The 13,576-nt window shown below is 41.6% G+C and carries 13 protein-coding genes and 1 pseudogene; 9 read left to right on the plus strand and 5 right to left on the minus strand.

Going from position 1 to position 13,576, the window contains the following annotated elements:
* Nucleotides 1-183: 183 nt before the first annotated feature.
* Nucleotides 184-498 (minus strand): hypothetical protein, encoded by a 315-nt coding sequence (locus K5R16_RS18505; protein WP_259649927.1) that lies wholly within the window; start codon nt 496-498, stop codon nt 184-186.
* Between the two features lie 502 nt (nt 499-1,000).
* A complete protein-coding gene (locus K5R16_RS18510) occupies nt 1,001-1,975 on the minus strand; it encodes a methylenetetrahydrofolate reductase (protein ID WP_220739383.1) in 975 nt (324 codons plus the stop codon).
* Between the two features lie 351 nt (nt 1,976-2,326).
* Here K5R16_RS18510 and K5R16_RS18515 point away from each other — a divergent pair, with 351 nt between their 5' ends.
* The 3 genes from K5R16_RS18515 to K5R16_RS18525 all read left to right on the plus strand — a co-directional run bounded on the left by K5R16_RS18515 (nt 2,327) and on the right by K5R16_RS18525 (nt 6,924).
* Nucleotides 2,327-3,475, plus strand: a complete 1,149-nt coding sequence (locus tag K5R16_RS18515) for a serine hydrolase (RefSeq protein WP_220739385.1) — start codon at nt 2,327-2,329, stop codon at nt 3,473-3,475.
* Between the two features lie 120 nt (nt 3,476-3,595).
* The gene (locus K5R16_RS18520) at nt 3,596-4,261 is read left to right on the plus strand and encodes an SDR family oxidoreductase (protein ID WP_220739386.1); all 666 of its coding nucleotides are present in this window, start codon (nt 3,596-3,598) and stop codon (nt 4,259-4,261) included.
* Nucleotides 4,262-4,695: 434 nt separating this feature from the next.
* The gene (locus K5R16_RS18525; protein WP_259649928.1) at nt 4,696-6,924 is read left to right on the plus strand and encodes a TonB-dependent receptor domain-containing protein; all 2,229 of its coding nucleotides are present in this window, start codon (nt 4,696-4,698) and stop codon (nt 6,922-6,924) included.
* A 61-nt stretch (nt 6,925-6,985) separates the two neighbouring features.
* Here the strand turns inward: K5R16_RS18525 and K5R16_RS18530 are convergent, their stop codons facing one another.
* A complete protein-coding gene (locus K5R16_RS18530; protein ID WP_220739390.1) occupies nt 6,986-7,429 on the minus strand; it encodes a dCMP deaminase family protein in 444 nt (147 codons plus the stop codon).
* A 585-nt stretch (nt 7,430-8,014) separates the two neighbouring features.
* Between K5R16_RS18530 and K5R16_RS18535 the strand changes: the two genes are divergently transcribed.
* Entirely contained in the window at nt 8,015-8,740 is a 726-nt protein-coding gene (locus K5R16_RS18535) for a hypothetical protein (protein WP_220739392.1), read from the plus strand.
* Between the two features lie 212 nt (nt 8,741-8,952).
* Here the strand turns inward: K5R16_RS18535 and K5R16_RS22700 are convergent, their stop codons facing one another.
* Both K5R16_RS22700 and K5R16_RS18545 read right to left on the minus strand, forming a co-directional pair.
* Nucleotides 8,953-9,135, minus strand: coding sequence for an MBL fold metallo-hydrolase (locus K5R16_RS22700; protein ID WP_374758411.1), 183 nt, complete (start codon nt 9,133-9,135; stop codon nt 8,953-8,955).
* A gap of 356 nt (nt 9,136-9,491) precedes the next feature.
* Complete coding sequence (locus tag K5R16_RS18545) at nt 9,492-10,052, minus strand: CBS domain-containing protein (protein WP_220739396.1); 561 nt, start codon at nt 10,050-10,052, stop codon at nt 9,492-9,494.
* 372 nt (nt 10,053-10,424) lie between these two features.
* Here K5R16_RS18545 and K5R16_RS18550 point away from each other — a divergent pair.
* The 5 genes and pseudogenes from K5R16_RS18550 to K5R16_RS18570 form a co-directional block, all read left to right on the plus strand.
* Nucleotides 10,425-10,547 (plus strand): annotated as a pseudogene (locus tag K5R16_RS18550) (IS6 family transposase); the annotation flags it as partial.
* 241 nt (nt 10,548-10,788) lie between these two features.
* Nucleotides 10,789-11,037, plus strand: coding sequence for a DUF3297 family protein (locus K5R16_RS18555; RefSeq protein ID WP_220739398.1), 249 nt, complete (start codon nt 10,789-10,791; stop codon nt 11,035-11,037).
* A 348-nt stretch (nt 11,038-11,385) separates the two neighbouring features.
* Nucleotides 11,386-11,652, plus strand: a complete 267-nt coding sequence (locus tag K5R16_RS18560; protein ID WP_220739399.1) for a DUF3081 family protein — start codon at nt 11,386-11,388, stop codon at nt 11,650-11,652.
* Nucleotides 11,653-11,807: 155 nt separating this feature from the next.
* A complete protein-coding gene (locus K5R16_RS18565) occupies nt 11,808-11,960 on the plus strand; it encodes a DUF2256 domain-containing protein (RefSeq protein ID WP_220739401.1) in 153 nt (50 codons plus the stop codon).
* The gene (locus tag K5R16_RS18570; protein WP_220739403.1) at nt 11,957-13,564 is read left to right on the plus strand and encodes a cryptochrome/photolyase family protein; all 1,608 of its coding nucleotides are present in this window, start codon (nt 11,957-11,959) and stop codon (nt 13,562-13,564) included. Before K5R16_RS18565 ends, K5R16_RS18570 begins: the two co-directional genes overlap by 4 nt.
* Nucleotides 13,565-13,576 lie beyond the last annotated feature (12 nt).

Raw genomic sequence — 13,576 nt, forward strand, 5'->3', positions numbered from 1 at the left:
ATATACATAAATCTAGATACAGTAAAGGGAACGGTTAAAGCCGTTCCCTTTTTGTTTTAACCGTTTAAACAACATACACAAATAAAATAGGCTGCCACTATTAACTCCACGTGTTGGGCGCGGCCACAAAAAAGCGCAGCTTGTGCCGCGCTTAAGTTTCAATTTGGTTAGCTTGAGCAATCATTAATTCTTCAGTGAAAGCATTTGTTTGATCTGGGCTTGTTCTGCATCGGTAAGCATCGTCTCGTGGGCGACCTGCATGTTAGTTGGGCAACGGCTTTCATTGTCTAAGGCCTTGTCAAACACTTGGAAGTGGCTACCTGATACTGTTTGATATTGGCAAACTAACAAGTTCTGATCCGTTTTTGATTTGACTAAATCAGCGGTTACCGCAGTATTGGGTGAGGCATGCACGCTGCCAATTGAGACAAATAAAGTCAGCGCGATAGTGGTTACTGTTTTCACTGCTGTAGTTAACATATTGGTTAAATTTTTCATCTGTCGCCTCTGCTTAATCATCCTAATTCGATAATTAATATAGCTGCAGAATGCTGTACCGTAACTTAACGATTGATTAACTAGGGCTGTTGACCTTTCACGGTTGTTTTTGCCGCAGTTTATTGGCTATTTTGACAAAGCGGAGGCCATGTCGTTTAGTCATTCTCCACAAATAACCTACAACACAGTCAAAATAGCCAAGAAGTGCGGCCCTTCGGGTTCGTTTCAATGCTTTTATTCTTTTATGACTAGAATGCGTTACGAGATTTTCGCTTAGCCAGCTAAGCAGCATCGCTCAAGTCTGGTACTAAAATAATTATTCCTTACGGTAAAGAATCGAACAAAAACTAAGCTCGAAAGAACAACAGCCCCTGACTAAAAAATAGCAATCAGTAACGCTGTGCTTGTGTCCCTCCGGGCAAGCTTTAGCTGTGATGTAAATCGGGGCGTATGATGCCCCACGGGCAACGAACACCGCAGGGCTTTAACTTTATAGAAGCCGTTATCTGTTCAGCACAAATTGATCAATTTGATTTTGGGCTAAGGCTTGATTCATTGTGCCCTTAAGTAGCTTGTACATTAAAATAGAGGCATCAATCTCAGCTTTACGATTGGTTAAACTTTCAATATTAAGCCCCAATGGGATATTGAGCGGAAGTACCGCCGCCAAAATTTTCAGTAGGTTACTGTGGTTGACCTTGATTGATTCATACAGAGGATCGTCGGCTGACAAAATACGTTCGCGGGTGGCTTCGGGAACTGACACACCTAACCAGTTGATAAACTCTAAGGTTTTAGCGCTACCGCAAGGGGAGAATGTCAGAATGACCCGATTTGGCTTTATATTATTGAGCGCACATTCCTCAGCGTAGCTGGTTAACATATCGATAGTTGCTTGGGCGTTATACACAGCTTGAGTGATGTAGTACTCACAGCCTAGAGTCGACTTACCCAATAGACGAATATGTTCATTCTTCTTACTTAAATGACGCTCCGCAATTGCAATGCCACCAAGATAGAACTTTTGCGAGTGTGCGGCTAACACGCGGTAAGCGTCATTTAAAGGCAATGAACTTGCAGCTTGAGTCGATGGTGAGCCGACTAATACTAAATCTCTTACATTATTTTGATACCAAGCACGCGACAACCATTCATTAAAGCTCTGCTCGTCAAGGCCTGCGACACTTTTATAGGCGATAACAGGTTTAGCCGACTTTTGATTGAGTAGCTGAGCATAGGTGCCAGAATCATATGTGGCCTTAAACGGAAAAGGCCGCGGGGTATCAATGCGGCTGGTTTCATCTTGAATATCGTAAATGATTAAGCCATCGAAACTTATCTCATCAAGACGGGCTAACAACTTATCAGCAATGGTACTGACCGATTCAAAATCAGTATCGATTTTGGGTGGGGTTGTACCAATAAAGTAGATCCCACGGTGGTGATCGGACGAACGCTGTTTCAATGATTTTTTCATGTTTAGCCGTCTAGATGGATATTAGCCCCATTGTGTCCTAAATCGCAACGATTGTTAAGGCTCAATAAGATAAAATTTTTTAATGCAGAATGTAGTGCTACATATGTGGTGATTTACCTTGGAGGATAGCACCTCGTTGCGCCGCTAATATCATGCATGTCTCATGGTTGAGTTCGCTGATACACCGTCCACATGCATAGCGTCAGATATAACATTGGATTACCTTTTGTTACAGAGTTGTATCTTTGGGGATGAGTTTTTATGTTAGTTTGTCGCTGTTTTTAGCAGGTGAAAGACCTATCACCTGATTATCAACAGTCCTAACATAATAATTAAAATAGGAAATTATTCTTGAAACTCAAAATCGTATTGTTTTTTTTGCTTAACCTTGTGACCTCTGTTGTTTTTGCAAATGAAAACGCCGCTAAGCTGGATATCGAACAGCAAGTTAAGCAGTTTATGGCCAAAGAGAATATTCCGGCGCTCGCGGTTGCTATTATTCAAAATCGGAAAATCAATTTCACAGCGGGCTATGGTGTATTAGATAGGGAAAGCAGCTCAGAGATCGATCAGCATACGATATTTCAAATTGGCTCACAGTCAAAAATGTTAACCAGTATGATTGCGCTCGAGCTCGTTAAAGAGGGCAAGCTAGCGTTGTCCGACAGGCTCGTTGAGCTTCTACCAGGTGTATTCCCTGAAGCGTCTATTGCAGAGTTTCAGACATTAACGTTAGAGCACCTAATGGTGCATCGCTCTGGATTACCTAACTACCCTAAGAATGTTTCTCGAATCGATGGTGATGCCTTCTTGGGTGGCTACAATAAAGAGATGTTGCTAAGTGCACTTAAAAGTATTGAGCTGTCTTTTAAACCCAATGAGAAATGGCAATACTCAAACTTTAATTATGCTGTTCTTGGATATGTACTGAGTCAAGTGAGTAACAAAAGCTATGCCGAGTTAGTTCAGTATTATATATCTGATAAATATGACCTTTCGAATACTGTTGTAGCATTAACCGAGCAGCAGAAAACGCAACTGGCAACACCTTACAGAAAAGATAATCGAGCAGTCGCGACCCAACCTTGGGATATGGGCTTGCTAGCACCTCACGGTGGTGTTTATTCGAGTATTAATGATTTGGCCCACCTGATGGAGTTACAGCTGGCAGCCTACTTGGAATACGGTCAAAGTGGGGTGGCAACACCATTGGTTTCTACCCAAATCAAATATGACACAGAGTTTACTCAGGCGGAAACAATCTACCCCGGCCTTATTTATGGACTCGGTATGTTTGAAGCATCTGAAGAGTTCCCTATGTTCTCTAGCACTGTGTTGTTTCATGGCGGCGATCTTGATGGTTTTGGCTGTGAGTATTTGTTCTCTGCTGAGCATGGCGTTGGTGTCGTATTGTTGACCTCAAGCGGAGGTCGGGAGTTTGTCAGTTTTGCTCGAAAATTGATGGAACAGTTACTGCCCAAGCCTGCTAATAAAAACTAGTATTACTTTCATCTTAGTTAGCAAAGTTTTCGATAAAATGTGAGTCATTATCGGCGTTAATTGTGCAACTAACGCTATAATGCGATTTTCAATTCTTCTATTTAGCTTGCAGGAGCAAACATGTCTCACACTGTTGTTATTACTGGTGCCAACCGTGGCATTGGCTTGGCGCTAGCCAGTCTTTATTCTGCTCAAGGTCAAAATGTTTTCGCTTTATGCCGCCACTCTTCTGCAGAGTTAGCTGCATTAAACGTTAACGTAGTGACCGATATTGATGTGGCAACCGATACGGGGATTGCCAACATGAAGCAGGGCTTAGCTAATGCCGACATTGATCTGTTGATCTGTAATGCAGGTATATTGCGTGATGAGAGCTTAGCTAATCTCAACCTTGATACTATTCGTGCTCAGTTTGAAGTAAATGCCGTGGCGCCACTGCGTGTCGTTGAGGCATTACAAAACCAACTGACTCACGGCGCTAAAGTGGCGATGATCACCTCAAGAATGGGCTCCATTGAAGATAATACTTCCGGCGGACGTTACGGTTATCGGATGTCGAAAGCGGCGTTAAATGCAGCTTCAATGTCATTGAGTCATGACTTAGCCCCTAAAGAGGTGGCAGTGGGAATTTATCATCCAGGTTATGTGCAAACGGATATGGTCAATCATGGTGGAGATATTTCTGCTAATGAGTCTGCTAGCCGTATTGTCGGTTTAATCGAACAACTTGATATGAACCAGTCTGGTGTATTTAGGCATTCCAATGGTCAGGTTTTACCTTGGTAGTTGCTAGGTAAAACTAGGCAAATAAAGCTGAGCTAATCTTCAAATTATTAAGATTAGCTGCAGTTTTAGTTCATCTTGTTCCTAATCACTATTAGACAAACTAAAATTTGTAGACATAGCGATTAAATTCGTACTCTATATTTGTTTTCTCCCTGCTCGTCTGTCTACCTGATTTGAGTTTACAATCTTTAACTTTGATTCGTTATTGTAATTTCCATAGGCTAATCAAGCCCTCTTTGTAACAGTCCATTTTCATATGTAAATTATGAATGATAATCATTATCACTTAGTTGTTTTTTCTTTATACTCGCGGCCATCTTTTCTTATCCTTGAGAATACATCCGGTGATATCACGTTCTATAAAATTGTTTTCATTATCATTTTTAGCACTTTCCATACAGTCTCATGTTTATGCACAAACAGAAGTGGAGCCAGTGATTCAGCATGAACAGTCAGTTGTAGATGCTCAAAATAAGGTGTTAGGCGAACCAAAAGTTGAAGCCATTGAGGTCATTGAGGTTACAGGTAGAGCTTATCGCCGCGGGCTAAAGTTAGCGCCTCCTGGCACGGCTGTTATTACCATGAAAGAGGTTGAAGAGCAGCAATCAACCCAGTTTGCTGAGTTGGTTGATCAGCTGCCTGGGATCAATATTGATGGTGGGACGCGCGTAGGTGGCGAGCGCATCAATGTTTGGGGCTTTGGTGATGAAGAAGATCTCAATTTGTACTTAGACAATGCTCCTCTTGGCTTTGAGCAATATCGTTATGGTTCATTCTTTGTCGATCCGGACTTGATTAAACAGATCCAGGTAATAAAAGGTGCCCATGATGTTCGCTCTGGAAATGGGGGCTTCGGCGGTTCAATGTACGTCACTAGCAAGAGCGCTGAAGACTTTTTAGATGCTGGAGAGCATTTTGGCGCTCGTCTTAAAGCTGGTTACAGTGATAATGATGACGAGAAACGCAGTTTAATGAGTGTTTATGGCAAGTTTAACCGCCACCTTTCAGCTATTGTGAATTACACCTATCGTGATGCTAATGATACAACGTTAGGTGATGGTATATGGGGTGACAATATTGCTGAAGAGGTTGAGCCGGTAGCGCTAGATACTGGTAGCGAAGCTAAGCTGCGCTATTCTGGTTATCGTCAGAATAGCCTGTTGGCTAAAGTGGATTTTGACTACGGCGCTCATTTGATGTCCTTGTCGATGACTGACTATAAAGATGAAGGACAAAAACCTTGGGCAAACCGCCGGGGGCAAATGCCAACAATTAGCGATTACAATATTAAGAAGTATGGTGATTATGAAACCGCACTGTATGCGACTACGGCTCATAACACCTATAAAGACACCAACTACTCATTAAATTACCGCTACACCCCAAGTAATGACTGGATCGATACCCAGCTAGTGCTTTCTACCAGCGATAATCAGCGTCATTGGGTACGCCCAGATATTGCGTGGGAAAAGATGTATGTCTCAGTGGGTAACTTTGGTCATGAGTCCTGGCTTGATTACAAACGTTCATTTGTAGATATCAATAATACCAGCTGGTTTGGTGATAATAGCCTGCTGTTAGGACTGCAATACCTAAGTTCAGACCGTGACTCCTTGGTGTACAACAAAACTTATGAAAAGAAAGAAGCCAAAAATTTTGGTTTATACACGCCTTATTATCAACCAAGTGGTAAACAACAAACATCTAGCGCTTATGCTGAGTTCAACTACCAAATAAGTGATCAGTTATCAGTGAAACCTTCGCTTAGGTACGATTACATTCGAAGTGAAGGTAAAGAAAACTTAGCCGCTGATTATAATGATATTTCCGCCGGACATGATTACTCTGCAGTTTCACACTCTGGGCTTTCGCCTCGCTTAGGCATTCATTATGAATTGAGTCAACAAACTCAGTTTTATTTTGATTACGCTTATACGTTACAGGCTCCGGTTATTGATGATATTTACACTGTACAGTATGCAAAAGCGAGCAAAGCAATTACGTCGAGCCGCGATTTGGACATGGAACGATTACAAGCTTATAAGCTTGGAATGACTCAAGTTAATAATGGGGTGTTTGCCAATGACGATACCCTATCGACGCAGATTACCTTGTATTACCATAAAGGCGAAGGTGATATCGCGAAACGCTCAGGAGCAAATTCAGTTGAGCAAGCTCAGGGCTATAATACCAATCTAGAGGGCTACAATAATAAAGGGGCAGATTTAGTTGTTAACTACCGATATCAAGATCTGTTTGCAGATTTGGATGCGTCATACATTACAGGTAAACATGATGGTAGCTTAAAAGACGCTACTGGCGACGATGAATACCTTGCCGATCTTGCTCCAACTAATATCGGATTGAAGCTGGGTTATTACCTAACAAGTGACTTAATGTTTGCTTGGCGAGGCAAGTGGTACGACAGTAAATCAGAAGATGAAATGCCTACGGCAAGTAGTTTTAGAACGGATCAGCCGACTGATGCTTATTTCGTACAGGATCTCTATGTAGCCTTTACTGGAGAGTCTGGTGCGTTAGATAATTGGGAAGCTTATTTAACCGTGAAGAATATAACGAATCAATACTATAAACCTTACATGGCTGATGGCATTGCGGCTGCTGGCCGAGATGTAAGAGTGAGCGTTGCTTACAAGTTTTAGGGGAAGTGACATAAAAAAGGCCACTGATGTGGCCTTTAAATGTCTAAATTAATAATGAGTTTTACTCAGTATCTTCTACCTGCATCCAGTCAACGGTTACGCCCGCTTGGTCGAACATATCTTGGCTTATTTTAATCTTTTCGCCCCAACGAGACAGGAAGTCTTGGCTCGGTTGAGGGCTGTGCACTGTGCTCAATCCTGTTTGGATGATCTTGGCTGCGCAGTTAGGGCAGGGGAAATGGGTCACCCAGATCTCACAACCACTAAGATCTCGTTTGGCATAGAGTATTGCGTTCTCTTCTGCATGCAATGTCTTAAGTAGTTTCATCTCGCGATTGTCGGTTTCAGCGCTGTCGGAGACCCCATGTGGGTAACCATTGAACCCTAAAGAGACTATGCGGTTATTTTCGGTGATCACTGCGCCTACTTGAGTAGAGGGATCCTTACTCCAAGATGCAACGAGTTCGGCCATTTGTAAAAATCGTGTCGCCCATTTTGTCATCATCTATCAAGCACTCCTAAATCTATACGATTGAATAAACCACTCTAACTAGCCGCTATTCTCTATGGAGAACAATGATAAAGCAACCTATAGCCAAGCTACTTTAGATAATCAATGTCTATTGAGTGAATGAATACTCACGTTGGACAGGGTCTTGTTAGTGTTGTTGAAGATGTCGTTTTTACATTGCCTAAAATAGACCATCTATCGATGGTGCAGATACAAAAGAAATGATCCGCTAGTTCATTTATCTGATATTCCAGTCCTTAGTCTGTGCTAATGAGTCTTTAAGGCTGTGATTTAGATCACGAAACAGAAGTCGATGCTTTGTGATGTATTGAACTGTTATTGGGACTGGTTTTATACTCCGGCGAAATTGTGATATCTTAATCTTAATCTTAATTTTTATCGATACATTTAGTCAGGGATTAAGGATATTCCCCATCATCAGTAGTTAAGTTTATGAGTGTGAAATTGTCCAAAAATTTGATTTTTAGAGAAAAAATAACACAGCCTGTATGTGACTCTGTTTTCATGCAATATCACATTGTAGATACCAATAAGCCGCTTGTTATAACGTTTGAAGCCATGAGTAGTGGCATAAGCACTGATAAGTTTGAACAGTGGAATGACACAATTGCTACGTTTAGTTTTATTGAGAATCTAGGCTATAACGTTATCTCTTTTATACACAAAGAAAACACTTACTATCGATCAAAAGAGTTTGTTAATTTTATTCAAAAGCTAGCGGGAAAACTTGATATTTTTGGCACTAAAATTGGTTATGGTATTAGCCTCGGTGGCTTTGCATCAGCCCTATTTGCTAATGATTTAAAGTTGGATACTTGCTTGCTATTAATGCCGCAAAGTTCGTTTAGCAACAACATTGCACCGTGGGAACCCAAAAGCCGTTCATCATCTAAGCATGAAGAGTGGAATGATGGTTTCTACAATGATGCAACGACCTGTTGTTGCCCAGTGACGATAATTTACGATCCCTTATATCCAGTGGATGTTAGCCATGTAAAACGGTTTTCTTGTGATATAACTCATGTTTATCTTTACGGCGTTGGTCATAGAATACCTCGCGCGTTAAATCATATGGGGATCCTTTCAACGGTGGTTAGCTCTTTTTTATTAACGGGTAAAGTACCTAGCGATTACTATAAGCTTATTCGCAGACGAAGATATCTAAAATACTATTTAAAACACCTGATTAAAAACCCAACCGGTAAGCTCAGTGTTAAAAGGCGGTGGGTGTTTATGCAGTTGTATTTGAAATTATCTATTTCTAAGACATTTCTAGCGACTTAATGCGGTGGTTGCTTTTACAGATCATAGACGCCCATCATGGTTTTGCATTTTGGAAAATAGAGCATGAATTCTGATGGTGCTTCATAGTTCTGTGCCATCAGAACTTCAAGGTTTACTCTATCTATGGCCACCTTTTGACCTGAATGGTTAGCAATACTGGTTAGGTTAATAATTTGTGGGTTACCCGAAGAGGTGGTTTTACCTAACCCGCGTCAATATCTGCTTGTGATGTGACAACCGCCAAAGTGGTCAATATGTGAGTGGGTAAAAATCACCCCGGTTATAGGTAGGTTCTCAACATTTACCTTTAGCAACTTTAGCCCAGCAACTGAGGCCTCAGGAGAGAGCAACGGATCGATAACTGTCCAACTATCTTCGCCATGAATAAAAGTCATCACTGAAAGGTCAAAACCACGTACTTGATAGATACCGTCAGTGACTTTGAATAAAGCAATTTATATTGTTTAGCTTTGCTTGACGGACTAGTGAGGGATTAATGGTTTGGCTGTCTTTGTCTTTATCTATAAAACTGAATTTACCGAAACCCCTGATCACTCCGCCTTTATTGTCTTTAATGGTTTTTCGGACTAAGTGGCAATGAAACCACGAGATGAATTTTTTATATCATTAAAAATGACTTGCGAGCATGAAAGGTGCGAGAGGAGGGCAAACGGTTAGGTTTTACTTGTTCCGTTTGCCAGTCTCAGTTTACTACTTGGTGAGTTAGTCGGTGGTTGTTAGTGCTTAGTTCTTAATGTGCACTGCTAAATATTTGGCTGAAAGAGGGACGTTGGTGGATCTCTATCGGCATACTCAGTTTTTTTGCTAAATCACTGGCGGCAATTAAGCCACGTATATGGTGCTGTTGGTGATCAATCACTAGCATATGGTGCAAACTGTTCTCTTTTAGAATACGCACTATGTCGCTGACTTTTGCTGTAGTTATTTGCTCGTAATCAAATGCTTGCAGATCTTCTCTATTTACCATGACATCGGTAACAAGCAGTTCTTCGATTGTATGATTTAACTTTTTGGCAGTGAGCAGCATGTTGAGTTCAGATAACTCATGCAGTGTTATCACCCCAAGGAACTTATCATTCTTATCGACCACAAGACGCATATTTGCATGAGTTTTCTCCATGATCTCACCTGTTTCTAATGCACTGGTAGAAGCGTCAACCACAATAGGGCGAGCGACATCAAAATCGGTAAAGACGTCTAATGCTGGCGAGTCCAGGTAGGCATTCTCTTCTTGACTAGACCATAGTAGATGGTCGATTGAGGCTGTGCTAAACAGTTGTAGGTTTCTCATGAGTTAACTCCATTGCATTAAAAGGTACGATTCAGGCTTTTCATCTCGTGTTCTATTTCGTGTCTTCAATAAAACCAAACTTTCAAATTTCAGAATGCGCCGCTTAAACATGCAATTCAAGAAGATGAATAACAATTAACCTTGGTTAAGCAATTGCTGAAATTGTTGGTGCTAATGTTAAAAACGAAAGAGTTAGCGACGGTTAAAGCTATTATGGAGGAGCATTTTTTAAGCAAGTAGAAGGCTTTTAGGTGGTTCTGTCGCAAAGTTGACGACATGAGCTTCGGTGTTGATGATATTAGAATATTAATTTAGAGCATCCACAGTATGACACTCAACTTCTCAGGCGGGCATTAGCCACCTGATAGCATCATGCAAGCGCTTCGCCCTTATCTGGCTTATAAACTCAGTTACTGTGAGATTGAGATAATGTTCGCTGAACGTAATATCCATTTTGTCTGTTCAACTGTGGGCAGTTGGGTTATCAAATATAGCCGCAATACCTCAGTCTGCGATATAAGCTTTAGGGGACATTTCTGATACATAAGCACTGTCTCATGGCTTCAGCAGTGATGAAGTCTGAGTATTCTTTTGTGGATATTGGTGAAGATCATGCTCGTTTTCAGTTTAGTTTTATCTGTTAGGGTGCATTTCGTATCTCACTATTGAGCATAGGAGCGCTATTGCCTACAATAGCGCACAATATATTTATTACTTTTGATTACAGGCCAAGACCATGACCGACACCACGTCAAAACCCGCTTTACCAGATCGCCTATCCGTTAACCCACGTAGCAAGCACCATGTGAAAGCTATTTTTGAGCATGACATTGGTATTAAGCTTAATGACAAAGAGCGTTTTGATGTTGAAGAGTATTGCATCAGCGAAGGTTGGGTAAAAGTGCCATCACATAAGGCGTTAGACCGTCGCGGCCAACCACTTATGATAACAGTTAAAGGAACGGTTGAAGCCTTCTATAAGTAGATATCGTGGCTTGAATCGATAAGCTAAGCACTAGCTAAAAAAGCGGACCACAAGGTCCGCTTTTTTGTACATGGAAGTACTTATCCCAGATCGCCGTGATCCGCTAAGGGTAGCGAAAGAAGGGATTTGTACATGGAAGTACTTATCCCTCAAGTTTCAGCCACTGGATGCAATTTCATTACAGCTATCTGATCGATGTCCTTTTTATAAAACCTCCCCAAATCAGCCATAACTCTATTATTTTGTTGAACCCTTTTGCGCTTTTATTCGTAGTTAATCTGTAGCTATAGCGTTTGAATCTCCGCTACAGCCAATATTATTTAAAGCCAATGCTTTTAAAGGGGAATTATGTCCTTATCCAAACACCTTGTAGTGTTCAACCATGTAGTTTCCAAAGGGAAAATGTACGATAACAAATACCATCTTGACGGATTAACGGCATGGCATGACTTTGATGGTTACACCTGTTATTTGGGATATCAGGAATTAGTGATGACCTTGCAATTTCACGGACGATTTTCCTATGAGTATAAGGATCGTCTTGCCTACAACGAGTTTAATGCTTTGGTTATCGCCATCGCTAGACGGCTAAATCAGCGCTCGGTAAGCAATTAGTGTTAGAAATTAGCCAATATTGACAACTAATAATCGAACTCGCTTGCGATAGATTCTAGATTTTAGATCTAGCTTAACAACGTTACTCATTTCAGTTTTCAATACCGCTGCTCATTTCGCTTGGCTTAAAAGCGTTCTAACAGGAGGTTCCTAAGATGAAGAAATCTCAGCTACCAAGTAAAGTTTGCATCGTCTGTTTACGGCCTTTTCTGTGGCGAAAGAAATGGCAGAAAAACTGGCTTGAGGTTAAGTATTGCTCTAAGCGCTGCGCCGGAAATAAGCAACAGATATCAGGGAGTACTAAATGAGCCCTCAACATCATTCATCAACAGTTCAACCAGCGTCAACGCTGAGGTTAATTTTGGGCGACCAACTCAACGCATCGCACTCTTGGTACCAAGAGCAAAACCCTAATACCTTGTATGTGATTGCCGAGCTTCACCAAGAGGCAAGCTATACACGCCATCATGTGCAGAAAGTGTGTGCATTTTTTGCTGCAATGTCAGCCTTTGCTCAAACGCTCGAATATGCGGGTCACCGGGTACTGCACCTGACTCTTGACGATACGGCGTGCTATCAAGATTTACCCGCGCTGTTAACTGCACTTTTTGAACGTTATCAGGTGGATCAGTTTGAATATCAATTAGCGGATGAATACCGTTTACGGCAGCAATTATCTGAGTTTTCACAAGCTTCGCCAGTTAAGGTACAAGCTTATGAAACGGAGCATTTCTACCTGTCAGACTCTGAGCTAGATGACTACTTTAGCAAAGGTAAAAAACACCGTTTGGAACATTTTTATCGTAAGTTGAGAGTACGATTTCAACTGTTAATGGACGGTGCACAACCCGCTGGTGGGCAATGGAACTTTGATGCTGATAACCGCCAAAAACTCAAAGTCAGCGATTTTGGTGATGTGCCAGAGCCTTTGTTGTTTGCCAACAATGTTACCTCGATTTTACAGCGGTTACAGCGACATAATATCGATACCATTGGCGTTGCTCACTCTCAATTGCTTTGGCCTGTGACTCACCAACAAGCAAACGAGTTACTTCAATTTTTCTGTCAGCACTGCTTGATCAGATTTGGGCGATTTCAAGATGCAATGACCGACAAACTTGATGCTAACCAAGGCGAGCTGTTCCAGAGTAAGCAGTGGTCGCTGTACCATTCACGGCTATCGTTTGCCCTCAATGCCAAGATCCTTAGCCCTCAGCAAGTAGTAAATAGCGCCATTGCTTTTTATCACTCGGGTGATTGTGAGGTGAGTTTGTCGCAGATTGAAGGGTTTGTTAGGCAGATTTTAGGCTGGAGAGAGTTCGTTCGAGGTGTGTATTGGGCAAACATGCCAGAATATGGCCAGCTCAATACTTTGGCTGCACATGCTGACTTGCCTCGCTGGTTTTGGAATGGTGAAACCAAAATGAACTGCCTACATCACGCCATTAAGCAGTCATTGGATTATGCCTATGCCCACCATATTCAACGCTTGATGGTCACGGGCAATTTTTGTTTGATTACAGGCATAGATCCCAATCAAGTTGATGATTGGTACTTAGGCGTTTATATCGATGCCATTGAATGGGTTGAGATGCCCAATACTCGTGGCATGAGTCAGTTTGCCGATGGCGGCATTGTGGGTTCTAAAGCATATGCGGCAAGTGGCAACTACATAAAAAAAATGAGTGACTATTGTAAAGGATGCCATTACCAAGTTAGCGAGAGTTACACTGATAATGCATGCCCTTTAAATGCACTTTACTGGCATTTCATGGCGCAACATATTGATGATTTTAAAGCGAATCCTCGCACCAAAATGGTCTACAGCAATTGGCTAAAAAAGCCAACGCGAGATAAAGAATTGGTGCTCAAGCGTGCCAAACATCTATTAGCTCATATTGAAGAGCTATAGCCTGAGTCAAGC

The organism is Shewanella sp. c952 (assembly GCF_019654975.1).
GTDB lineage: Bacteria > Pseudomonadota > Gammaproteobacteria > Enterobacterales > Shewanellaceae > Shewanella.

Excerpts from the sequence above, each read along its gene's own strand:
- K5R16_RS18505 (WP_259649927.1), bottom strand. The coding sequence starts at position 498 with ATGAAAAATTTAACCAATATGTTAACTACAGCAGTGAAAACAGTAACC.
- K5R16_RS18510 (WP_220739383.1), bottom strand. The coding sequence starts at position 1,975 with ATGAAAAAATCATTGAAACAGCGTTCGTCCGATCACCACCGTGGGATC.
- K5R16_RS18520 (WP_220739386.1), top strand. The coding sequence starts at position 3,596 with ATGTCTCACACTGTTGTTATTACTGGTGCCAACCGTGGCATTGGCTTG.
- K5R16_RS18530 (WP_220739390.1), bottom strand. The coding sequence starts at position 7,429 with ATGATGACAAAATGGGCGACACGATTTTTACAAATGGCCGAACTCGTT.
- K5R16_RS18535 (WP_220739392.1), top strand. The coding sequence starts at position 8,015 with ATGAGTAGTGGCATAAGCACTGATAAGTTTGAACAGTGGAATGACACA.
- K5R16_RS22700 (WP_374758411.1), bottom strand. The coding sequence starts at position 9,135 with ATGACTTTTATTCATGGCGAAGATAGTTGGACAGTTATCGATCCGTTG.
- K5R16_RS18545 (WP_220739396.1), bottom strand. The coding sequence starts at position 10,052 with ATGAGAAACCTACAACTGTTTAGCACAGCCTCAATCGACCATCTACTA.
- K5R16_RS18555 (WP_220739398.1), top strand. The coding sequence starts at position 10,789 with ATGACCGACACCACGTCAAAACCCGCTTTACCAGATCGCCTATCCGTT.
- K5R16_RS18560 (WP_220739399.1), top strand. The coding sequence starts at position 11,386 with ATGTCCTTATCCAAACACCTTGTAGTGTTCAACCATGTAGTTTCCAAA.
- K5R16_RS18565 (WP_220739401.1), top strand. The coding sequence starts at position 11,808 with ATGAAGAAATCTCAGCTACCAAGTAAAGTTTGCATCGTCTGTTTACGG.
- K5R16_RS18570 (WP_220739403.1), top strand. The coding sequence starts at position 11,957 with ATGAGCCCTCAACATCATTCATCAACAGTTCAACCAGCGTCAACGCTG.